The following is a 21782-nucleotide window of genomic DNA, read 5'->3' as shown; positions in this document are numbered from 1 at the left end:
GTTTAAGCGCCTAACCCAATGCTTTACGCGCTCCGGCAAATAAACGATACCAACCGGAAAGTTCGCTGTCTTGCCATTCATCAGGTGCCCAGCTCATTTGCGCGGTACGGTATACGCGCTCGGGATGCGGCATCATGATGGTAACTCGGCCGTCTGCGCTGGTAACGCCGGCGATACCTTGCGGCGAACCGTTCGGGTTGAGCGGGTAGCTTTCTGTAATCTGGTTGAGGCCGTCTACATAATGCAGCGCAGGCGAAAGCCTGTCTGAACGTTGTCCGTTGTGGCGTGTGAAGTCGGCGCGACCCTCGCCATGGCTGATAACAACCGGCAGGCTGCTGCCCTGCATTTCAGCCAGAATCAACGAGGGCGATTTTGGGATATGTACCATGCTTAAACGAGCTTCAAACTGTTCGCTTTCATTGCGCTTGAATTGCGGCCAGCCTTCGCTGCCGGGAATGATTTCGGCAAGATTGCTCATCATCTGGCAACCGTTGCACACGCCGAGGGCGAGTGTGTCGCTGCGTTGGAAAAAAGCGGCAAACTGATCGCGCAATTGTGAGTGGAACAAAATGGATTTCGCCCAGCCTTCGCCGGCCCCGAGTACATCGCCGTAGCTGAACCCGCCGCAGGCCGCGAGCATGTGCATATCGGCCAGCTTGACGCGGCCGGCCATCAGGTCGGACATATGAACATCAATGGCGTTGAAACCGGCACGGGTAAACGCAGCGGCCATTTCGACATGGCCGTTGACGCCTTGTTCGCGCAAAATCGCCATGTTCGGCCTCGCACCGCTTTTGATAAACGGCGCGGCGATGTCTTCTTTTATATCGAATTTGAGATCGGCGAACAGGGCGCTGCGCTGATTATCGGCCAGCAAAGAAAACTCACTATCTGCGCAAGCAGGATTGTCGCGCAGACGCTGGATTTGGTAACTGGTTTGTTGCCAAGTTTGCTGCAAGTCCAACATGCTTTCTTGGAAAATCAAAGCTTCCTGAGCGTTTTTCGGTGCTTCGTCCAGTGATTCTGCATCGCAAATGGTAAAGTTGCCGTCATCAGCAATATTCGCAATCGGCAGCAATGCGCCGCCAAAACCGGCCTCTTCAAAATAGGCGGTAACATCATGAATATCTTCGTTGCGAATTTGAAATACTGCGCCCAATTCTTCGTTGAATAGGATGCGGTTGATAGCGTCAACCGATTTCTCTTCAGTAAGATTGTTCTTCAAATCAGCGCCTTTATAGTTCTGCGCCAACGGCGAGATATTAACCCGCAAACCGACGCGGCCGGCAAATGCCATTTCGGCCAGTGTAACAAACAGGCCGCCGTCGCTACGGTCGTGGTAGGCCAGTAATTTCCCTTGATCTACTAAATTTTGGATAACGGTGTAGAAGTTACAAAGCAAATCGATATTATCCAAATCAGGTGCTTCACCCCCTAAGTCGTTATATACCTGGCTTAGCGCTGAACCGCCCATTCGTGCCTTGCCAAATCCAAAGTCAATCATGGCGATGGTGGTGTTAGGGATATTTTTCAGCTCGGGCGTAACGGTTTTGCGTGTGTCTTGCACGGGCGCGAAGGCAGAAATAATCAGCGATAAAGGCGACGTTACCGATTTTTGCTGATTATTTTCCTGCCACACGGTTTTCATGGATAAGCTGTCTTTGCCGACAGGAATACTTATGCCGAGCTGCTGGCAGGTTTCGGATACGGCTTCAACCGTGCGATACAGTTTTTCATCTTCGCCCGCGGTGCCGCAAGCCGCCATCCAGTTGGCCGACAATTTGATATTGCCGATTTTGCCGATATTGGCGGCGGCAATATTGGTAATGGCTTCGCCGATACACATTCGGCCGGAAGCCGGTGCGTCGAACAGAGCCAGCGCGGGTTTTTCGCCCATACTCATGGCTTCGCCCTTATGCGTGTTAAACCCCATCAGGGTTACGGCGCAATCGGCAACGGGTGTTTGCCAGCGGCCGACCATTTGGTCGCGATGAGTTAAGCCACCGACGCTGCGGTCGCCGATGGTAATCAGAAAGTTTTTGGCGGCCACTGCGGGCAAGCTGAGCACGCAGTAAGCGGATTCGCGCAAATTGTAACGCCCTGCATCAAACGGTTTTTCAGATTGGCTGATTGTGCTGTCGCTGCGCGTGGTTTTGGGCGGTTTCCCCAAAAGTACGTTCAGCGGCAAGTCGACCGGATGGTTGTCAAACAAATCATCGCGTACTTGCAGATGGCCGTCGTCGGTAGCGGTGCCGACAACGGCAAACGGGCAGCGCTCGCGCTCGCAGATATTGCGGAAAATCTCCAGATGCTCGGGCAAAATGGATAAAACATAACGCTCTTGTGCTTCGTTACACCAAATTTGCATCGGGCTGAGGCCGTGTTCTTCCAGCGGCACTTCGCGCAGCTTAAATACGGCGCCGCGCTCGGCGTCGTTAACTAATTCCGGAAAGGCATTGGAGAGGCCGCCTGCGCCGACGTCGTGAATGGCAATAATCGGATTGCCGCTGCCCAGCTGCCAGCAGCGGTCGATGACTTCCTGAGCACGCCGTTCGATTTCAGGGTTGCCGCGTTGCACGGAGTTGAAATCCAGATCGGCGGCATTGCTGCCGGTATCCATGGAAGAGGCCGCGCCGCCGCCTAGGCCGATGAGCATGCCGGGGCCGCCCAATTGGATTAACAGGGCGCCTTCGGGGATTCGGTTTTTATGGGTTTGCTGCGCTTGGATGTTGCCCAAGCCGCCGGCAATCATAATCGGTTTGTGATAACCGCGCATTTGCCCGTCGAATTCGGCTTCAAAAGTTCGGAAATAACCGAGCAGGTTGGGGCGGCCGAATTCGTTGTTGAATGAAGCGCCGCCGATGGGGCCTTCAATCATGATGTCGAGTGCGGAAGCGATGTGGCTCGGCTTGCCGTAAGGTTTTTCCCAAGGCTGAGGAGCATCGGGCAAATTAAGATTGGAAACGGTAAACCCGGTTAGGCCTGCTTTGGGCCGTGAACCACGTCCGGTCGCGCCTTCGTCGCGAATTTCGCCGCCCGCACCGGTGGCCGCGCCGGCAAACGGGGCGATGGCCGTAGGGTGGTTGTGGGTTTCCACTTTCATTATGATATGGGTGTTTTCAGAGTGGAAACGGTAAGCATGGTCGTCTGCCTCGGGGTAGAAGCGTTCGATTTCTGCGCCTTCGATAACCGAAGAGTTGTCTTTGTAAGCGACGACCGTACCTTCCGGGCTGGCTTGGTGGGTGTCGCGAATCATGCCGAACAGGGACTTCGCTTGTGCTTCGCCGTTTAATATGAAGTCGGCATTGAAAATTTTGTGGCGGCAATGCTCGCTGTTGGCTTGGGCGAACATCATCAGTTCTACGTCGGTGGGGTTGCGTTTTAAGATTTGGTAGTTTTCGACGAGGTAGTCGATTTCGTCGGGAGAGAGCGCCAAGCCCATGGATTTGTTTGCTGTTTCCAAGGCTGCTTTGCCGCCGTTTAGAATGTCAACGCTGGCAAAGGTTTGTGCTTCGGGGTGGATGAATAGTTTTTCCGCCGCTTGAAAATCGGGCAGAACCGATTCGGTCATGCGGTCGTGCAACAGGGCTGCCCATTGCTGCTTTTGGTTTTCGTTTAGCGAGCCTTCAAGCCATACGGCCGTGCCGCGTTCGATGCGTTCTATTTCTTGTAAGCCGCAATTGTGGGCGATGTCGGTGGCTTTGGAGGCCCACGGCGAGATGGTGCCGAGGCGGGGCGTGATGAGAAATAAGTGCCGTCCGTCATTGGGTTCGGGCATGTTATCAATGCTTTCTGCTTCCAGTAGGGCTTGCAGCTTTTGCACGGTTTCGGCGTTTAATCGGTTAGGGCTGCTGGCGAAATACCAGAATTCGCTTGTAAGCCGCGCTTCCGGTAAACCGCAGGCGGCGGCACGTTGCAGGAGTTTTTCAATACGGAAATCGGATAGGGCGCGTGTACCGCGCAGGGAGAGGACGGCAGACATGGGTTTCTCTTCGCTATTTTGGAAAACGGGAGGGAATGTTATGTGGATAACAGCGCTCGGAATTATACGTTGAAAACGTGTTTCCCGCTTGGAAAATTGCAGCCGGGTTGGTGCTTGTTTTGGTGTTGCGGCGGCTGTGTCATAATGCTTGTCTGAAAAACGAGAGACGGGGCGGGGCATCAATATGGATGGTGTGAATCGGTGGTTGGGCGCGCAGAAGCATCGGATTTCCCGATTACTTTTGTGGCTGCTGTTGGGTGGTATTCTGACGGCGGTGGTTGGTATGTATGCCGAACGACAAGTCGACTGGCACGGTGCGAAGGTAAAAAAGGCATACGGTGCGTTGGTGGCGTTGAATGAAACGGGTGCCGGATTCGTGGCGCGGATTGACGGCGCGGATAAGGTGTTTTTCTGTACCGATAACCATCCGTTTTGCCGTGTGTTGTCCGGTTATGAAAACCGGCATGACGGGGCAGGGAATTCGAAGGCGTTGAAGGCGGATTTGGAATATTTGACTGTCGACGAGGGTAATGTGCTGCTTTTTGCGGCGTTTGAGGATAAGCAGACCGGTGAGCGGGTGGCGCAGCGTTTGTCGCAGAATATGGTTGATGAACAGGCCGCGATGGTAGAGCGGCATGCCGGCGGCTGGCATTTGCTGCCGGTTTATTTGCGCCAAGTATTTTTTACTGCGTTTTTCCTGTTATTGCTGGTTCGACTTTATGTTTTTATCGTTGAAAAACTGAATCTTCGCAGAATGAAGAGAAGTAATGAAATGTAGGCGTTTGTAACTGTTGAATAAGTGGTTTCTTTGTGATAGCTTTTGGCTTGTGCATGCTTTATATATTGATAACCTTAATTCCAACCGGAGGAAAAGATGAAAAAAATCGAAGCCATTATCAAGCCGTTTAAATTAGACGATGTGCGAGAGGCGCTGACGGAAGCCGGCATTTCGGGCATGACGGTTAGCGAAGTAAAAGGGTTTGGTCGTCAGAAAGGGCACACAGAAATCTATCGCGGGGCGGAATATGCGGTAGATTTTTTGCCGAAAGTGAAGCTGGAATTGGTGTTGAGCGATGATATGGTTGACCGTGCGGTTGAAGTGATTGTCGAAGCGGCGCGTTCGGGCAAAATCGGCGACGGTAAGATTTTTGTGTTGCCGGTTGAGCAAGCCATCCGTATCCGTACGGGCGAAACTTCCGATGCTGCGGTTTGATACGCATCGGGTGGAAAATGAATGAGAATGCCTGTCTGAAAGATTTTTCAGACAGGCATTTGTTTTGGGGAAACAAAGTGTTCCCGACGCCTTCGCGGTAAAATACCGACGGCGCCATCTGCATTTTCATTTTAATTCATTAGCATTAATCTTGAGGCTGGTGTAGATTCTTAATTGCATGCGCCATTTCTTCGTTGCGGAGCGACTGAATGAGCTTGTGTGTGCAACGGCCTGTTGCTTTATTGTTCAGACAGGCATGGTTGGATAATGAAAACAAAGGAGTAGCGGTATGGATTTGAAAACGAGATTAGCTCAAGCGGTTGACGCGGTGCGTTCCTACCCCGACAGCCATGAGCGTCGTTTGGCGCTGATTCAGTATTTGTGCATGAGTGCCAAATGGGAGCAGGCTTTGAAGCAAATCGGGCAATACCGTAAACTGTTTCCCGACATGCAAAAACCGCTGATGCTTTATCTAATCGAGAATATTGAAGCCGAAATGCGGCGTGAATCGGTTTTAACCGCCAAGCAGAAACCGCAAACGCTGGAGCAGCATTCGAGCAAATTGGCAGTATTGCAGCGGCAGCTGTCATTGGCAGCGCATGTTTTCGAGCGGGAAACAGACGTTTTGGCCGCTGATTATGCCGCTTTATCCGAATCGGTAGACGGCGTGCCGGTAAAAATCGCTTATTTTGGGGCGGATAAAGAAGTGTCGGAAGTATCGGGCGGCTGGATTATCGATGGTGATGCCCGTACGTCTTTTGTTTATGAATTTTTTTACCGCGGGCAGTATTATTGGCAAACATGGGATGCCATCGAAAGCATTTCGTTTAAAGCGCCCGACTCGTTGTTGGATGTGATTTGGCGCCCGTGCGAAATCACGTTGGTCGGAGGCGAAACTATGCAATGCGTCAGCCCGGCGCGTTATGCGGTTTTGCCGGCAGAAGCGGAAACAGAATGGTCGGACAGCTTGTTGGCTTGTTCGCAAACGCGCTGGCAAGCGGTTGCCGACGATTTGTATGTGGGCTTTGGTCAGAAGATGCTTTACACCGACCAAGCGGATTTAGGGCTGTTGGATATACGATCGATTCATTTTGAGCACAACCATTAGTGGCCGATTATGTCTCAATTTAAAAACCAATTGCTGCCTTCTTTGTTTGACCGGCTCACAGACGAAGAGCCGCGTAAAAAGAAGGAAGCGCTGCCAAGCAAAGCGGTCAATCTGGAGCAATACCGTAAGGCTGTTTTGCGCGACATTCTCTATTTGCTCAATACCTGTAATTTGCAAACGGGTATGGCGGACGAGCGTTTGCCCGAATACGTGCAGGCCTCAACGCTGAATTACGGCATTCCCCCGCTTTCCGGTTTGAATTATTCCGATATCGAGTGGGAGGAAGTGGCGCAATATATCAGACAGGCGATTATCCGCTTTGAACCGAGGCTGGAAAGCCATTCTCTGCAAGTGGTGGCGGATGTGTCGGATAGCGAGGCCGCGCTGCATAACCAGCTGATTATCGAAATCAAAGGTAATCTGAAATTAAATCCATATCCTAAAGAATTCTTGCTCCGCACCAGCATGGATATTGAAACGGGTCTGTTTAATTTATGGGAAGGAGGGGCAGGCCGTGAATAGCAAATTATTGTCTTATTACAATCGGGAGCTGGCTTTTCTCAAAGAAATGGGAAAAGAATTTGCGAAGAGCTATCCTAAAGTCGCTTCCCGTTTGGCGCTCGATACCACCGATATTCCCGATCCTTATGTAGAACGTTTGTTGGAAGGCGTAGGCTTTCTGACTGCCAGAACGCAGCTCAAACTGGATGCAGAATATCCGCGATTCGTGCAAAGGATTCTGGAAATCGTTTATCCCGATTTCACCAGCCAGAAACCTGCTTCGGCCATTGTGAACCTGCAACCTAACGGTCAGCAGGGCGACGTGATTAACCGGCTGGAGCGCGGGCGGGTATTGCGTTCGCTGTTTATCGACGAATACAAAGTCAACTGCCCGTTTTCCGTCACCAAAACCATCGATATTCTTCCCTTAAAAATCGAAAAGGCCAAATATACCGATTCCCTCGGCTATTTGCCGGGCAGGCTCAATCTTCTCAGACAGGCTTCGGGAAAAATACAATCGGCGTTAAGACTGGATTTTTCTTTGAGCGTTTCGGGCTTGTGTTCGGAAATGCTGCCGAATGTTTTGCCTCTGTATCTGGGCTCTGATTTATCCAAAGCTTCGTCGCTATTGTTTTTGCTGGCTTCGGAGTGTGCCGGGGTGGTTTGCCATAGCTACGAGAGCCCTAAGCAATGGTGTTATCCGCTGAAAAGCCTGCCTGAACATGTCGGCTTTAATGAAGACGAAGCCCTTACTTTTAACCTTGATAAATCGGTCAGCGCGTTCAGGATATTGCAGGAATATGCGGATTTGCCGGAAAAATTTCTTTTTATCGCTCAAAAAGGCATGAAGGAAGCAATTGCCAGAGCGGAAAAAGAAGGGCATGTGGCTAAAGTGCCGGAGCAATTGGAAGAGGTTGTGAATGACAAAGGAGTGAATAAAAAGCTGATTACCTATAGCAAACGCTATTTCAGCCTTTCTTTTTTGTTCACGAATAAAATGACGGAGTTGATGGAGCTGGTAGGCGAGGAAGATTTTGCTTTAAATGCGGTGCCGGTAGTCAATCTGTTCAGAAAAAAGAGTGCACGCTTCCCCGTGAATATGCAGGACAGGGAGCATCATGTCGTTATCGACCGCACGCAGCCTTTGAATTATGAAGTGCATTCCATTGAGCAAGTTAAGGGGTTTGATGCCAACAACCGGCAGACCGTTGTGTTTGCGCCGATGTATCAGGCGCCCGATATGGGTCTGTTTCCCGAAGGGCAAACGCACCACGCTTATTTTTCGGCGCGCAGAACCGACAGGCTTCCTTCCGATAGCGTTTTGAAAAACGGTTATCGCACTTCTTATCTGGGCAGTGAGATTTTTCTTTCTTTGGCAGACAATACCGACTGTACCTTTAATTCCGGTATCGAGCATTTATCGGTAGACGCTTGGTGTACAAGCCGTGATTTGCCGCTGCTGATGCCGCGTGACGGCGCTTCCGATTTCTTAATTGAAGGTGCATTGCCGGTTAAATCCATCAAACTGATTTCCAAACTGACGCGCCCGAAAACGGCGCCCAGCGAAGACCAGTCTCTCTGGCCGTTTCTCAACCAGTTAAGTTTGAATTATTGCTCGTTGCTGAATATTGATGAAGACGATGCGCCGACTACTCTGAAAGCATTGTTGTCGGCATTCGTTTCTTCTGAAAACGATCTGATGAAAAAGCAAATCGATTCCATCATACGGGTGGAAACCGCCGTGATGAATAAGGTGGTTCGTTATCACGGTACGGCAGCGCCGGTTCGTGGAATCCGATTGGTGCTGACGCTTGATGATGCATTATTGGGCGGCATTCATCCGTTTTTATTCGGTTCGGTTCTCAACCATTATTTCCGGCGTTTGGTATCGATGAATTCGTTTATACAGCTTCAGATTGATACTTTGCAGCAAGGGCGGATTGCAACTTGGCCGACGGTGGTCGGAGAAAGAGTGTTGCTATGAAACCGGCTGGCGTTGGCAATGTTGGCGATGATTTGCCTGAAGGCTGTTGGGATGAGAGACTGACCGGGTTTTTAAACAAGGTTGCTTCCCGGCCGTACAGATACGACTATTTTTCTTTATTGCGGCAGCTCGAATCGGTTCGGTTTATGACCGGCGGGCGCTTGCTCGGTAAGGCGGTTAACCCCAAGCAGGAGAAAATCAGGGTGCGCCAAGAGCCTTCATTGATTTTCTCGCCGCGCAACATTCAGTCGGTTAACTTAACGCCGGGTTATGTTGAGATTTCCATCAACGGTTTCGGTTTGTTTGGCCCGTCGGGCCCGTTGCCTTTGCACATCACTGAATATGCTTACGAGCGCCAGCATCAGCATGGCGATGCAACGTGGACGGGATTTGCCAATATTTTTCAACACCGTTTGGCCGTGTTGTTTTACCGTGCGTGGGCTAATGCGCAAAGCATCGTTTCATTGGATAAAAATGCGGAAGACCGCTTCGGTAAATATATTGCCTGTCTGAACGGTTTGGATTCGCCGCCGGTCAGCAACCACAATCTGGTGCATGAATTTTCCCGCCGTTACTTTGCCGGACTTTTGATGAAGCAAAGCCGTTCGGCTGCGAATCTGCAACAGCTCTTGACCCGTTATTTCAAAGTGCAGGTTGTGATTCAAACCAACGTCGGCTATTGGGTTAGCGTGAGCGACGAGGAGAAAACGCAGGTCGGTTCCGAGCAGGGTTTTACCTTGGGCGAAGGGCTTTTGTTGGGCGACAAACTTTATGATGCGCAAAGCAAATTCCGAATTATTGTCGGCCCGCTTACGCTGGAGGCATATCGTTCGTTTTATAAAAAAGGATTCAATACCGCCCGTTTGCGCGAATGGGTGCGCCTGTTTTTGGCGGATGAATACGAATGGGATGTGAAGCCGGTATTGATGCGGCAGGAAGTGCCGCCTTTGGAACTAGGCAACGATACCCAGCTGGGTTTGTCTACATGGCTTGGGCATGTTAATCGGGATGCGGAGGATTTGGTTGTCGGCAGCCATTGAGGGCGGAAAGTGTTGTTTTCGGATTTTCAGACAGGCATCGGTTTGAGGGCAGGAAGATGCTTGGTTTGATTGTTTTCAGACAGGCTTATTTTACAGATAAAGGAAACCTTTATGTCACGCAGCGTATTGTTCGGAAAATTAAATACAACCCTATACAAGGCGTTGGAAAATGCTTTTGTTTTTTGCAAACTGCGGGAAAACAGCTATGTTGAGCTGGTGCATTGGCTGCATACACTGTTGCAAACGGAGAAAACCGATATTTTCTGCCTGATCAACCGCTTCGGTTTGGACGAGGGAAAATTGCGCCGCGACCTGTTGGCGGCGGTGGAAAAGTTGCCGGTGGGCGCCACTGCGGTGATTGATTTTTCCGAGCATATCGAAACGGCGGTTGAAAAAGCGTGGGCAATCAGCTCGCTGGAGTTCGGCGCCGATAAAATCCGCAGCGCCCATCTGATTTACACCTTGCTGCAAAACAAACCGCTGCAAAGCATTCTGGCCAATATTTCTGCCGAGTTTTTAAAAATCAAACCCGAAGTGCTGTCTGAAGAAATGGCTTCCGTTACCGCCGGTTCGGAAGAAAACCGAGAAGCCGTGGGTACTGCTGCGGCAGAAGGGCAAGCCGGTTCGTCAACCGATAGTGCGTTGGCCAAATACGGCAGCAATCTGACTGAAAAAGCCAAAAACGGCGAAATTGACCCGCTAACCGGGCGTGATGCCGAAATCCGCCAGATTATCGATATTTTGATGCGCCGCCGTCAGAACAATCCGATTCTGACCGGGGAAGCCGGCGTCGGCAAAACGGCTGTGGTTGAAGCACTGGCGTTGCGCTTGGCCGCGGGCGAAGTGCCGCCTGCTTTGAAAGACGTGCAGCTGATTCTTCTGGACATCGGCCTGCTGAAAGCCGGAGCCAGTGTGAGCGGCGAATTTGAATCGCGTTTGCGGGCGGTGATGGACGAAGTGGAATCCAGCCCGATTCCCATCGTTTTGTTTATTGACGAAATCCATACTTTAATCGGAGCGGGAGGGGCGGCCGGCACGGGTGATGCGGCTAACCTGCTGAAACCGGCGCTGGCGCGCGGCAAGCTGCGCACCATCGGCGCGACAACTTGGGCCGAATACAAAAAATATTTTGAGAAAGACCCGGCTTTGACCCGCCGCTTCCAAGTGGTTCAGATTGAAGAACCGAGCGAAGAAAAAGCGGTTAATATGCTTCGCGCGTTGAACAGCTCTTTAGAAAAACATCATAAAGTGATTATTTTGGATGAAGCGATACAAGCGGCGGTTAAGCTCTCGCATCGCTATATTCCTGCGCGCCAATTGCCTGATAAGGCAGTGGGCTTGATTGATACGGCTTGCGCCCGCGTTGCGGTTAGCCAGCATGCGGTGCCCGGCAGCATCGAATATCTACATAAAAAGCAAGAGGCTTTATTGCTGGAACAAAGCAATTTGGCCAGAGAGCAGAAACTCAGCTTTGATTGCGAAGAGCGGCAGGCTGCGATTACCAAAGAGTTGGACGAAGTGGCGCATCAGCTCGAAGATTTGGAAAAACGGTGGGAAAAAGAAACGGCTTTGGTTGAAGAATTGCTGACCGTACGCGCTCAGATTATGCAGCCTGAAGAGGAGTTGAGTGCGGCCGAGCAGAAAAAAGTAGAAGCGCGCCAAAAAGCTCTGGTGGATGAATTGAAAGCATTGCAAGGCATACAGCCGTTGGTTATGCCTTTGGTGGATGCGCGCACGATTGCCGACGTGGTGGCCGATTGGACGGGCATTCCGGTTGGCAAGATGATGAAAGACGAAGTGGAAGCGGTATTGCATCTTGCCGATACTTTGAATAAACGCATTATCGGCCAGCGGCACGGCCTTGAGGCCATCGCGCGGCGCGTACAGACTTCGCGGGCCAATCTGGACAACCCCAATAAGCCCATCGGTGTCTTTATGCTGGCGGGGCCTTCCGGTGTTGGTAAAACGGAAACCGCTCTGGCGCTGGCCGATACTTTGTATGGCGGCGAGCACAACGTGATTACCATCAATATGAGCGAATATCAGGAATCGCATACGGTTTCCACTTTAAAAGGTGCGCCTCCGGGTTATGTCGGTTACGGCGAAGGCGGCGTATTGACCGAGGCCGTGCGCCGCAAGCCGTATAGCGTGATTTTGCTGGACGAAGTGGAAAAAGCGCATCCCGACGTGCATGAAATCTTCTTCCAAGTGTTTGACAAAGGCTGGATGGAAGACGGCGAAGGGCGCTATATCGATTTTAAAAACACCATCATCATTCTTACCACCAATGTCGGCACCGACCTGATTATGGATATGTGCGACGATCCGGAAATGCTGCCTACACCGGAAGGCTTGGCCAAAGCTTTGCGCGCACCAATGCTGAAAGTGTTCCCGGCCGCGCTTCTGGGCAGGATGCAGGTGATTCCGTATTACCCGCTTTTAGACGATATGCTGGCGAAAATTGTTGAATTGCAGCTTGGTCGTATCGTAAGCCGTATTAAGTCGAACCATAATATTGATTTGACCTACACGCCAGATGTTTTGAAACTGATTACTTCGCGTTGCACCGAAGTGGAATCGGGCGGCCGTATGATAGATGCGATTTTAACCAATACCGTGTTGCCGCAGATTAGCCGCGCGTTGTTGACCGGCGCGACGCAGGGCAAACAGATTGCAACGGTTCATATTAGCGTGGCCGACAATGATTTTTCATATGAATACCAGATGAAAAAAGAAGTTAAAGCAAAACGGCCTGCCAAGCGGAAGAAACCGGCAGCAGCAGGACAGAAATAGATTTCTTCTGAGCTAGGTTTGAATCAAAGCCAATGCCTGTCTGAAAACTTATTTTCAGACAGGCATTGGCTTTTTAACAATGAAAAAGTTTATTCTTTAGGTAGGCGCAATATGGAGAGTAATAAACCGCCCCAGATAACGATGATGGAAATCACCATCATAATGATTGCTATAGTATTCATGATTGGTCTCTTTCATGATTGTTGGTTTTATCTTCATGCGGCCAGCTTAATTTCGACAGGAAAAAGGCCAACACAATCAGCCCAATCGCCATGCCCCAGCCGAATGTGTCGACAAACCAGCTCGGATAGTCGCCATAGCCTTCCGCACGGATTTTTTTTGCTTCGGTGAACAACATGCAGCCCAAGATAACCGGTGTGATGATGCCGGCAAACAAGCGCCAGAAGAAGCCCAGTTTGATGGATGAGGTGGCGTTGATGTGATTGGTTAACTGGCCGAGGTTTTTGGTTAGCGTAATGCAGATGATGGAAATGAAACCGACGGCTACGATACCGAAACTGTTGACGAATTTATCCAATACATCAAGCACGGGCAAGCCGGTTGTTGTGCCAAACAGTAAAGTGGAGACAACCATCAAAGGAAGGCAAACAAGCGAAGTCGAAGCAACGCGACCCATGTGCAGCTTGTCTTGAATGGCAGCAATAACCACTTCCAAAATCGAAATCAGGGAAGTGAGCCCGGCAAATACCAACGAACCGAAAAACAAAACGCCGATAACCGAGCCGAACGGCGCTTTATCGATAATGGCTGGGAATGCGATAAAGGCCAAACCGATGCCTGAAGTGGCTACTTCGCTGACTTCTTTACCTGCGGTGGTGGCCATAAAGCCTAATGCGGCAAAGACTCCGATGCCGGCCAGTAATTCAAAGCTGCTGTTGGCAAAGCCGACAACCAAGCCCGTGCCGGTAAGGTCGGATTTTTTTTGCAGGTAAGAGGCGTAAGTAATCATGATGCCGAAGCAGATGGAGAGCGAGAAGAAAATCTGACCGTAGGCGGCAATCCATACGCTCGGTTCGCTTAATTTCGACCAGTCGGGCGTGAATAAGGCATTCAAACCTTTAGTTGCCCCGGGTAAAAATAGCGAGCTGACAACCAAAATCAGGAACATGACGGTTAATAAAGGCATAAAGAATTCGGAAGATTTACCCACGCCTTTCTGTACGCCCAATGCCATAATCAGCAGGGTGACAATCCACACGCCGATTAAGGGCCCGACGATATTGTCGACGAAATCGAAGCCCAGCGATGCGCCTTCCGCCATTTTCAGATAGTCTTTAAAGAAGAAACTGGAAGGGTCGGCGCCCCAGCCGCTGAAAAACGAATAATAAGTATAGCTGGCTGCCCAGCCGATGATAACTGCATAATAGATGGCGATGATGACATTAATCAGCACCTGCCACCAGCCGAAAGTTTCAAAATGTTTGTTTAATCGACGAAAAGCCAGCGGAGGAGAGCCGCGGTATTTGTGCCCGATGGCATAGTCTAGGAAAAGCAAGGGAATGCCGGCGGTAAGCAGCGCCACCAGATAAGGAATCATAAATGCGCCGCCGCCGTTGTCGTAGGTAACGTAGGGGAAGCGCCAGATATTGCCTAAGCCAACGGCGGAGCCGATGGCGGCAAACATAAACGACCGGCGGGAAGAGAAGGTTTCCCTTTGGTGCTTTTGAGGGTTGGAATCGGACACAATAAATACCTCGTTTAATATGTGTTAACTATATGGTTTATCATATTTTTTACATCAATGATTTTTAAAATCGACACGCATCCGCCATAGGTGCGAGCTGATTTGTAAAGTTATGCTATAAAAAATTTATCCCATCGTAAAAAAAAATCAGAGAAATGGCAATAGATGAGGTTGATATTTATTTTATATGAGTATCGAATCATCTGATGTTTTCCCGGTTGAAAGTCTCTAGAGCAGCAGAATATGCCTGTCTGAAACATTTTTCAGACAGGCATATTTGTTTTTCAAAAAATTTTCTTCTTGTACTTGCATTGTGAAAACTTTTTGATTATATTTGTATTCAAATGAATACATAAGAAATCATTTGAAATGAGTACAAATAACAGAATCCCGATTAGCGTAAGAATATCTCAAGAAGATGCTGATTTTATAGCGAATCTTGATGTGGAAGGTGCGAATACGCCGTCAGAGAAAATTCGCGAATTATTGAAGCAGGCGCGGTTGGCTCACACTCAGATGCATGATTATGGTACGGCGCTGGGCGCGGTGGAGCAGTTTTTCCAGTCGGCCAAGCATGATGTGCTGCATGCGGAAAAAGAGTTCGGCGTGCATTCGCATATTCTGGCTCGGCTTTTTGAATTGCTGCCGGATTTGAGTGCGACGCTGGCTGCCGATTTACCGGAAAACGCGGATTTGGATATGCTGAAGAAATACGAGCGCGAGGTTATGTGGCGCATCGTGCGGCTGGCGGATAGTATTTTGCAGCTGGCGGTTACCGGAAAAGGGGCGGCGTATGACGATGGTGTTTTAGATGAATTGGAAAATACTTTGAAGCTGGCGCATATCGTGCAGCAGGCGAAAGAATAAGCAATCAACCGAAAGAAAGGAAACGGAAATGAGCGAAACATTGGCACGCAGAGTAGGGCGTTTGGTTAGCGGCGGTTTTCATGCGTTGATGGATGCGGCGGAAAATTTGGCGCCCGAGGCGGTGATGAACGAGAGCATACGTGAAATCGAGCGGGCGGTAGACGAAGTGCGGCTGGAATTGGGCAGGGTGTTGGCGCAGAAACATCTGGCAACCAAAAAAATGGCCGATGAAAGCAACCGCCACGAAGCTTTGAGTGCGAATCTGCAAACAGCAGTTGATGCGGGGCGAGATGACTTGGCCGAAGCCGGTATTGCGGAGCAAATGGATATCGAAGCACGCCTGCCGGTATTGGAAAACACCATTGCCGACTGCGCGGCGCAGGAAAAAGAATTGGAAGGTTTTATTGCTGCATTGCAAGCCAAAAAGCGCGAAATGCAGCAGCAGCTTCAGCAATGGCGTGCTGCCCAGCAGAATGCGGGCGGCGCAAGCGGCGCGGCGGGCGGCGGCGATTTGAACCGGATTGCACGCAACGCTGAAAAAAGCGGCAATGCGTTTGACCGTTTGATGGGACGGCAGAATGCGGTACACAGCAGCACCGATGCGGCACAACTGGCCAAGCTGAAGGAGTTGGAAGATTTGAGCCGAAACAATCGGATACAGGAGCGTCTGGCTGCATTGAAAACGAAATCATAAGCTTTGATGCCTGTCTGAAAACGGGGAAATAGAATCATGCCGTACCAACCGCAACCGGTTAAGATAAGTCGTAAATGGATGGTCGCCGCCGCGGTCGTGTTGGTTTTAAGCATTCTCGGCTTGGTGTATGGCAATCAGGAAGCGCCTGTTGCGCCGCAGCTGAGAGCCGAAAGCAAACGGATTGCGCCGCCGGCTCAGGCGGTGCAATCGTCGCAAGCCGTATCTTCGGCCTTGCCGCGGGAAGCAACGCCTGATGCCGAGGCGGCCGCTTGGTATGCCGAGGCCCGAGAATACCGGAATGCGGGGAAGTGGCGCGAGGCGGTGGTGCTTTGGGAAAAAGCGGCGGCCAAAGGCCATCCCGATGCGTTGAACAATCTGGGCGTGGCTTATCTGGAGGGCAGGGGCGTGGAGAAAGATTTTGTCCGCGGCTGTCTGTTGATGGAAAAGGCGGCGGAGAAAACGGATGCGGTGTCAACGTGGATGAATCTTGGTATGTGTTCGGAAGAATTGCCCAAACCTGATTATGCTAAAGCGGCCGCGGCTTACCAGAAGGCGGCATCCGCCGGATTCGGGATGGCTCAGGCATCGTTGGGTCGGTTGTATGCACTGGGGCTGGGGGTGCCGCAGGAATCTTCGGTCGGGCTTTATTGGATGGGTGTTGCGGTGAAGAGCGGTTATTCTCCAGCGCTGAAGATGCTTGGGGAATGTTTTTCCGACAGAGAATGCAGCAAGCAGTATCATGATCCTGCCATCGGCTATGTTTTGAAACGGGCGGCTTATGAGCGTAATCCGAAAAACGATGGTTGGTCGGCCGGTATTTATAAGTGGTATCTGCGCTCCTATGCGTTGAATTCGATGAGCGAGGAAGACCGTAGAAATGCAGGGGAATATTGGGAAGAATGGTCGGGTCTGGATAATGCCTCTCTGGCCGAACGGGCCTTGCTGGAAAGCGGGGCGGTCAAACCGCAGTAAATGTTTTCAGACAGGCATTCGGCCAGGCCGAAAATAGAAAAAGGACATCTTTCATGTGGGATTTAATCAATGCGCCGCAAACCGAAATTTTCGGTATCGCCGTGATGCTGATGTTGATGTTGGGCGTTTTGGAGGTATGCTCTTTGCTGTTGGGCGGCGTTAGCGATTGGCTGGATAACATGCTGCCCGATAGTTTGTCTGATGCGGGGCATGCCGAAGTGGGCTTGGATGCGGCGGATGCCGGTGCGTTCATCCGTTTTTTAAGTTGGCTTTATGTGGGAAAACTGCCTGTATTGATGCTGATGGTGGTGTTTCTGGCGGTGTTCGGGTTGCTGGGCTATCTGCTTCAAGGCTGTCTGAAAAATGTGTTCGGTTTTTATCTGAACGGTTGGCTTGCTGCGATTGCCGTGTGGTTGGTTAGCTTGCCGGTGGTGCGCGTAACGGCGGGCGGCTTGTATCGGATTATGCCGAAAGATGAAACGACGGCGGTGGAGCAAAAAAGCTTGGTGGGTCGTGTCGGGGTGGTGGTGCTGGGCGAGGCAAGGCCGGGCAGCCCGGCGGAAGTTCGGGTTAAAGACGGTTTTGGCCAGCAGCATTATGTGATGGCAGAGCCCGACGGAGATTTGATATTGAAGCAGGGCGAAGCGGTTTTGCTGGTTGCTTTGTCGGGTAATACATTCAAAGCAATTGCCAATCCGAGCAACAGTTTGATTGATTGAAAGACGATATACGTTTCAATCGGAAAACGGCCGAATGCCTGTCTGAAAAGCTGTTTTTAGAAAAATAGGGGGATAAACGGTATGGCTCACTTGCAGTTAATCGCCTGTTATGTGTTGGGCAGTATCTTTTTTAAATGGCTGTTGTCATGGGGCGGTGCGGAAAGAATAAAGGGCTGGCCGGCTTTTTTCTTAATTGATTGGCGGGCAGGAGATTGGGACGAAGAACAAATCCGGTTTTATGCTTTGCTTGCCTGGATTTGCTGGACGATTTTTTGCGGCCTCATGTTTTTTGTGGATTGAGGGTTGGTTGGGTATTGGCCTGTCTGAAATATGATTTTGCGCTAATGTATATTGAGATTAAAACAAGAAGGAAAACATCATGAATTTGATTACGATTGTCAGCATTGCGGGCATTATTCTGGTTGCTTTGTTTGTGCTCGGCCTGATTCTGGCGCGGCTGTATCGCAGGGCAAGCAAGGAAGTGTCGTTTGTGCGCACGGGCTTTGGCGGCGAGAAAGTGATTATGAACGGCGGGGCGCTGGTGTTGCCGGTGTTGCATGAGGTGATTCCGGTCAATATGAATACACTGCGGCTGGAAGTGCGGCGGGCGGCGCAGCAAGCGCTGATTACGCGCGATCGCATGCGGGTAGACGTGGCAGCCGAGTTTTATGTGCGGGTGAAACCCACTTCCGACAGCGTGGCGACCGCAGCGCAAACTTTGGGTATGAAAACCATGTCGCCCGAGCAGCTTAAAGATTTGGTGGAAGGTAAATTTGTTGACGCGCTGCGCGCGGTGGCCTCTCAAATGGCAATGGAAGAATTGCATGAAAAACGGGGTGATTTCGTGCAGAAAGTGCAGCAGGTGGTATCAGAAGATTTGTTTAAAAACGGTTTGGAGCTGGAAACCGTATCGCTGACCGGCCTTGATCAAACGGCGTTTGAGTTTTTCAATCCGCAAAACGCGTTTGATGCGGAAGGTTTGACCAAATTAACCGAAACCATCGAAGTGCGTCGCAAAAAACGCAACGAAATTGAACAAGACACCGATTTGGCGATTAAAGCTAAAAATCTGGAAGCCGAGCAGCAACGTTTGCAAATTGCCCGAGAAGAAGAATACGCCAAGCTGGAGCAAGAGCGCGAGATTTCTGTGCGCCGTGCCGAGCAGGAAGCCAGCATCGCCGAGCAGGAAGCGGCTAAAAAACGCGAAGCCGAAGAAGCCAAAATTGCCGCCGAGCGTGAAGTGGATTTAAAACGCATTATGGCCGAGCGCGACATCAAAAACGAAGACATCCGCAAAGCGCAGGCGGTAGAGCAGGCTGAGGTGGAGCGCCGCAAAGCGATTGAGCTGGCCGAGCAAGACCGTGCCATCGCGGTTGCCGAAAAATCGCGTGCCGAATCAGAAGCCAAAGCGCAAGCCGATAAAGCGCGTGCAGCCGCCGTGCGCGAAGAGGAAAGTGTTGTAACCGTACGCGAAACCGAGCGTGCCGAACGTGCCAAAGCGGTAGAGCTGATTGCCGCCGAAGAAGCAGCGCAAAAAGAAGCGATTGCGGTTACCGTATCGGCGGAGGCCGAGAAGCAAGCGGCACAAGACCGTGCGGAAGCCGTGCGCATCGCGGCGCAGGCGGAAGCCGAGCAGGCGCGTTTGCAAGCGCAGGGTGAAGCCGACGCTAAAATCCTGTTGGTGCAGGCGCAAGAGCAGCAATATAAAGTAGACGCTGAAGGTAAACGTGCGGTCAATGAAGCGGCCAACGTGTTGTCGGTGGCGCAAATCGAAATGCAAATCCGCATGGCTTTGCTCAAACACCTGCCTGATATCATCCGCGAATCGGTTCGCCCGATGGAAAACATCGACGACATCAAAATCCTGCAAGTCAACGGCTTGGGCGGTTTTGGCGGCTCGACAGCCAATGCGGAAACTGCAGAAGCTGCACCACAAGGTAGCTTGGCCGACCAGATGGTTAACAGCGCTTTGCGCTACCGCAGCCAAGCCCCGCTGGTTGACGGTCTGTTGAAAGAGTTGGGGTTGAACGGCGGCGATATCAACGGTTTGACACAAGGCTTGGATAAAGCGGTGAGTTCTAAAACCGAATCTTGATAAAACCTGAATCAATGCCTGTCTGAAAAAGTTTTCAGACAGGCATTTTTGTTTTCTGAAATCGGTGCGAGATTTATTTATGCTGAAATCTTATCGTGAGGTGTGGACATCCAATCTCATTTGAAACCGCGCGGTGTCTATTTGGCTGGATAAGACAAATAATGCCTGTCTGAAAATATTCAGACAGGCATTTCAGTTGCTTTGCATTCAATCGCAAGCGGCTTGGCCTACGCGGATATTCTGATTGTGGAGCGCTTGCAGCGTATTGCGGTGGCCGATGCTGATAACGATGGTATCCGGCAATCGGGTTCGGACAAGGGTGTAGAGCATCGCTTCGGTCGGCTCGTCTAGCGCGGAAGTGGCTTCGTCCAGCAAGACGACTTTTGGCGCGGCCAGCAAAACGCGTACAAAGGCGATACGTTGTAATTCGCCGGGCGAGAGGCGGTTTTGCCAATCGTCGGTTTGTTCCAGCAAATCAACCAAATAGGATAGGCGGCAGGCGGCCAGTATTTCGGTTAAGGCTTCGCGCGAAGGCCGAATATCGGGATAGCAAATCGCTTCAAACAGGGTACCTTGTGCCATGTAAGGGCATTGAGGGATAAACAAAATATGGTTGTGCGCCGGCAGCTTGATATGGCCGCTGCTGCCGAACGGCCAGAGGCCGGCCAGCGTGCGCAGCAAAGAGGTTTTGCCGCAGCCGCTGGGGCCCTGAATCAACATCGCATCGCCTTTTTCGGCTTTCAGCCTAATATCGCCTAACAAAACATCGCCGTTGTTGCGATAGAGTGTAACGTTGCTTAATTCGATGCCTTCCGCCACTTCATCTGTTTGCGGCCGCTCAAAAGGTTTTCGCTCTTCCATGCTGGAAAGAAAACCGCTCAAGCGCTCCAAGCGGGCGCGGTAGGCCGTGAATTGTTTATAGAAATTGCGGAAAAACGACATGGCTTTTTGCAATCGGGCGAAGGATTGTACCGTTTGCTGCATATCGCCGATTTTGATTTGGCCGGCAAAGAAACGCGGCGCTTGCAGCATCAGTGGCAATAATTGCATCACTTGGGAAAATAAATCGTTGAACCCGCTCAATGTTACGCTTTGGCGCGCGATGCGCCATCGGTTGCGGATAATCGCTTTGAAGCGTTCATTCAGTTTTTGTTTTTCCTGATGTTCGCCGTTATAAAACGCCACGCTTTCGGCATGGTCGCGGATGCGGATTAAAGAATAACGGTAATCGCCGTTGAGTTTTTCGTTTTCAAAATTCGATTTAATCAGCGGGCGGCCAATCCACATGGCTATTGCGGTAGCCAGCAAAATCGCAATGTAAACGAAAAACACGATGCCGCGTTCTATTTCAAAGCCGAATAGGCTTAAAGTGCCGGCCAGCCCCCACAAAACCACGGTAAATTCAATGGTCGACAAAATGGAATTCAGCATTCCGCGCACGAATTCGATGGTGGAAACGATAAAATCCTGCGCGTCTTGCTGGATACGCTGGTCGATATTGTCCGGCGTGTCTTTCCGCATTTGCAGGCGGTAATAATTTTTATCCGACAACCAACGCTCGGTCAGCACATTATTGAGCTGCTCCGCCCATTTGATGGCCAGTGCCTGATCGAGAAAATCATTGATGATGCCGTTTACCGCGCGAATAAGCATGACCGCGGCATTGATAAGCACCGCCGTCCAGAAAACGGCGGCCAGCCGGTCTTGCAGCGCGCTGTATGCGCTGTTGTAGAGAAAAGTATTCAATACATACAGGCGTATTTCGGTAAGCAGCAATACAATCATTAAAGTGGTCATCAGGCCGGCTTTAGCGGCGCTTTTTCGGGTCAGGCAGGGGCGTAAAATTTGCCAGAATTGACGGCCGAAAAGGGTTTTTCCGATTAAAAGAATGCAAACGGCCAGCGCAAGCATTACGCCGCCGAAAGTCTGCAACAACCACAAAGGTGTTGCATAAAGCTCAATTTGCCATTTTTCCATATTCAGGGATTGGGTTTCGTAGAGAAATCAGGTGGATGAATTTATCAGAATCTACTAGAAGGCCAAGGCATCTTGCAATGGCCGTGTCTGAGCGGGCGGAATGATACTGCAATTATTTTTTAAATAAATTAA

At 50.8% G+C, this 21782-nt stretch carries 17 protein-coding genes; 13 read left to right on the top strand and 4 right to left on the bottom strand.

Annotated elements, in window-relative coordinates; genetic code table 11:
- Positions 1 to 10: 10 nt before the first annotated feature.
- Positions 11 to 3982, bottom strand: a complete 3972-nt coding sequence (purL, locus tag Q4A84_RS04640; RefSeq protein WP_303087758.1) for a phosphoribosylformylglycinamidine synthase — start codon at positions 3980 to 3982, stop codon at positions 11 to 13.
- Between the two features lie 184 nt (positions 3983 to 4166).
- On the opposite strand from purL, the gene Q4A84_RS04635 reads away from it, so the two are divergent.
- The 7 genes from Q4A84_RS04635 to tssH all read left to right on the top strand — a co-directional run bounded on the left by Q4A84_RS04635 (position 4167) and on the right by tssH (position 12621).
- Complete coding sequence (locus Q4A84_RS04635) at positions 4167 to 4760, top strand: hypothetical protein (RefSeq protein ID WP_303087757.1); 594 nt, start codon at positions 4167 to 4169, stop codon at positions 4758 to 4760.
- Between the two features lie 96 nt (positions 4761 to 4856).
- A complete protein-coding gene (locus Q4A84_RS04630; protein WP_303087756.1) occupies positions 4857 to 5195 on the top strand; it encodes a P-II family nitrogen regulator in 339 nt (112 codons plus the stop codon).
- 289 nt (positions 5196 to 5484) lie between these two features.
- The gene (locus Q4A84_RS04625) at positions 5485 to 6303 is read left to right on the top strand and encodes a type VI secretion system accessory protein TagJ (protein WP_303087755.1); all 819 of its coding nucleotides are present in this window, start codon (positions 5485 to 5487) and stop codon (positions 6301 to 6303) included.
- 9 nt (positions 6304 to 6312) lie between these two features.
- The gene (gene tssE / locus Q4A84_RS04620; RefSeq protein ID WP_303087754.1) at positions 6313 to 6825 is read left to right on the top strand and encodes a type VI secretion system baseplate subunit TssE; all 513 of its coding nucleotides are present in this window, start codon (positions 6313 to 6315) and stop codon (positions 6823 to 6825) included.
- Positions 6818 to 8788 (top strand): type VI secretion system baseplate subunit TssF, encoded by a 1971-nt coding sequence (locus Q4A84_RS04615; protein WP_303087753.1) that lies wholly within the window; start codon positions 6818 to 6820, stop codon positions 8786 to 8788. Before tssE ends, Q4A84_RS04615 begins: the two co-directional genes overlap by 8 nt.
- Positions 8785 to 9828, top strand: a complete 1044-nt coding sequence (tssG, locus tag Q4A84_RS04610; RefSeq protein ID WP_303087752.1) for a type VI secretion system baseplate subunit TssG — start codon at positions 8785 to 8787, stop codon at positions 9826 to 9828. The genes Q4A84_RS04615 and tssG overlap by 4 nt, the downstream gene beginning before the upstream one ends.
- Before the next feature lie 111 nt (positions 9829 to 9939).
- Positions 9940 to 12621 carry a type VI secretion system ATPase TssH gene (gene tssH, locus Q4A84_RS04605; protein ID WP_303087751.1) on the top strand — a complete coding sequence of 894 codons (2682 nt, stop codon included), beginning with the start codon at positions 9940 to 9942 and terminating at the stop codon, positions 12619 to 12621.
- An 89-nt stretch (positions 12622 to 12710) separates the two neighbouring features.
- Here tssH and Q4A84_RS04600 read toward each other — a convergent pair whose 3' ends face one another.
- Together Q4A84_RS04600 and Q4A84_RS04595 are read right to left on the bottom strand one after the other, a co-directional pair.
- Positions 12711 to 12803, bottom strand: a complete 93-nt coding sequence (locus Q4A84_RS04600) for a methionine/alanine import family NSS transporter small subunit (protein WP_303087750.1) — start codon at positions 12801 to 12803, stop codon at positions 12711 to 12713.
- Entirely contained in the window at positions 12800 to 14326 is a 1527-nt protein-coding gene (locus Q4A84_RS04595; protein ID WP_303087749.1) for a sodium-dependent transporter, read from the bottom strand. The genes Q4A84_RS04600 and Q4A84_RS04595 overlap by 4 nt, the downstream gene beginning before the upstream one ends.
- Positions 14327 to 14695: 369 nt before the next feature.
- Between Q4A84_RS04595 and Q4A84_RS04590 the strand changes: the two genes are divergently transcribed.
- From Q4A84_RS04590 to Q4A84_RS04565, 6 genes are all read left to right on the top strand, one after another.
- The gene (locus Q4A84_RS04590; protein WP_303087748.1) at positions 14696 to 15193 is read left to right on the top strand and encodes a hypothetical protein; all 498 of its coding nucleotides are present in this window, start codon (positions 14696 to 14698) and stop codon (positions 15191 to 15193) included.
- A 28-nt stretch (positions 15194 to 15221) separates the two neighbouring features.
- Complete coding sequence (locus tag Q4A84_RS04585; protein ID WP_303087747.1) at positions 15222 to 15887, top strand: PspA/IM30 family protein; 666 nt, start codon at positions 15222 to 15224, stop codon at positions 15885 to 15887.
- Positions 15888 to 15923: 36 nt separating this feature from the next.
- Complete coding sequence (locus tag Q4A84_RS04580) at positions 15924 to 16859, top strand: tetratricopeptide repeat protein (RefSeq protein ID WP_303087746.1); 936 nt, start codon at positions 15924 to 15926, stop codon at positions 16857 to 16859.
- A 53-nt stretch (positions 16860 to 16912) separates the two neighbouring features.
- A complete protein-coding gene (locus tag Q4A84_RS04575; RefSeq protein WP_303087745.1) occupies positions 16913 to 17578 on the top strand; it encodes a YqiJ family protein in 666 nt (221 codons plus the stop codon).
- A gap of 81 nt (positions 17579 to 17659) precedes the next feature.
- Positions 17660 to 17878 (top strand): hypothetical protein, encoded by a 219-nt coding sequence (locus Q4A84_RS04570; RefSeq protein WP_303087744.1) that lies wholly within the window; start codon positions 17660 to 17662, stop codon positions 17876 to 17878.
- Between the two features lie 79 nt (positions 17879 to 17957).
- The gene (locus Q4A84_RS04565; protein WP_303087743.1) at positions 17958 to 19673 is read left to right on the top strand and encodes a flotillin family protein; all 1716 of its coding nucleotides are present in this window, start codon (positions 17958 to 17960) and stop codon (positions 19671 to 19673) included.
- A 207-nt stretch (positions 19674 to 19880) separates the two neighbouring features.
- Here Q4A84_RS04565 and Q4A84_RS04560 read toward each other — a convergent pair whose 3' ends face one another.
- Positions 19881 to 21650 carry an ABC transporter ATP-binding protein/permease gene (locus Q4A84_RS04560; protein WP_303087742.1) on the bottom strand — a complete coding sequence of 590 codons (1770 nt, stop codon included), beginning with the start codon at positions 21648 to 21650 and terminating at the stop codon, positions 19881 to 19883.
- Positions 21651 to 21782 lie beyond the last annotated feature (132 nt).

This window comes from Neisseria sp., assembly GCF_030527965.1.
Classification (GTDB): domain Bacteria; phylum Pseudomonadota; class Gammaproteobacteria; order Burkholderiales; family Neisseriaceae; genus Neisseria.
Note: the sequence above shows the minus strand (reverse complement) of the source record. Positions and strands in the feature narration are given on the sequence as shown.

Bases quoted from the DNA above. Each gene is read 5' to 3' on its own strand.
- Q4A84_RS04575 (WP_303087745.1), top strand. From the start codon at position 16,913: ATGTGGGATTTAATCAATGCGCCGCAAACCGAAATTTTCGGTATCGCC.
- Q4A84_RS04635 (WP_303087757.1), top strand. From the start codon at position 4,167: ATGGATGGTGTGAATCGGTGGTTGGGCGCGCAGAAGCATCGGATTTCC.
- tssE (WP_303087754.1), top strand. From the start codon at position 6,313: ATGTCTCAATTTAAAAACCAATTGCTGCCTTCTTTGTTTGACCGGCTC.
- Q4A84_RS04630 (WP_303087756.1), top strand. From the start codon at position 4,857: ATGAAAAAAATCGAAGCCATTATCAAGCCGTTTAAATTAGACGATGTG.
- Q4A84_RS04570 (WP_303087744.1), top strand. From the start codon at position 17,660: ATGGCTCACTTGCAGTTAATCGCCTGTTATGTGTTGGGCAGTATCTTT.
- Q4A84_RS04590 (WP_303087748.1), top strand. From the start codon at position 14,696: ATGAGTACAAATAACAGAATCCCGATTAGCGTAAGAATATCTCAAGAA.
- Q4A84_RS04625 (WP_303087755.1), top strand. From the start codon at position 5,485: ATGGATTTGAAAACGAGATTAGCTCAAGCGGTTGACGCGGTGCGTTCC.
- Q4A84_RS04565 (WP_303087743.1), top strand. From the start codon at position 17,958: ATGAATTTGATTACGATTGTCAGCATTGCGGGCATTATTCTGGTTGCT.
- tssG (WP_303087752.1), top strand. From the start codon at position 8,785: ATGAAACCGGCTGGCGTTGGCAATGTTGGCGATGATTTGCCTGAAGGC.
- Q4A84_RS04560 (WP_303087742.1), bottom strand. From the start codon at position 21,650: ATGGAAAAATGGCAAATTGAGCTTTATGCAACACCTTTGTGGTTGTTG.
- Q4A84_RS04600 (WP_303087750.1), bottom strand. From the start codon at position 12,803: ATGAATACTATAGCAATCATTATGATGGTGATTTCCATCATCGTTATC.
- Q4A84_RS04580 (WP_303087746.1), top strand. From the start codon at position 15,924: ATGCCGTACCAACCGCAACCGGTTAAGATAAGTCGTAAATGGATGGTC.
- purL (WP_303087758.1), bottom strand. From the start codon at position 3,982: ATGTCTGCCGTCCTCTCCCTGCGCGGTACACGCGCCCTATCCGATTTC.
- tssH (WP_303087751.1), top strand. From the start codon at position 9,940: ATGTCACGCAGCGTATTGTTCGGAAAATTAAATACAACCCTATACAAG.
- Q4A84_RS04585 (WP_303087747.1), top strand. From the start codon at position 15,222: ATGAGCGAAACATTGGCACGCAGAGTAGGGCGTTTGGTTAGCGGCGGT.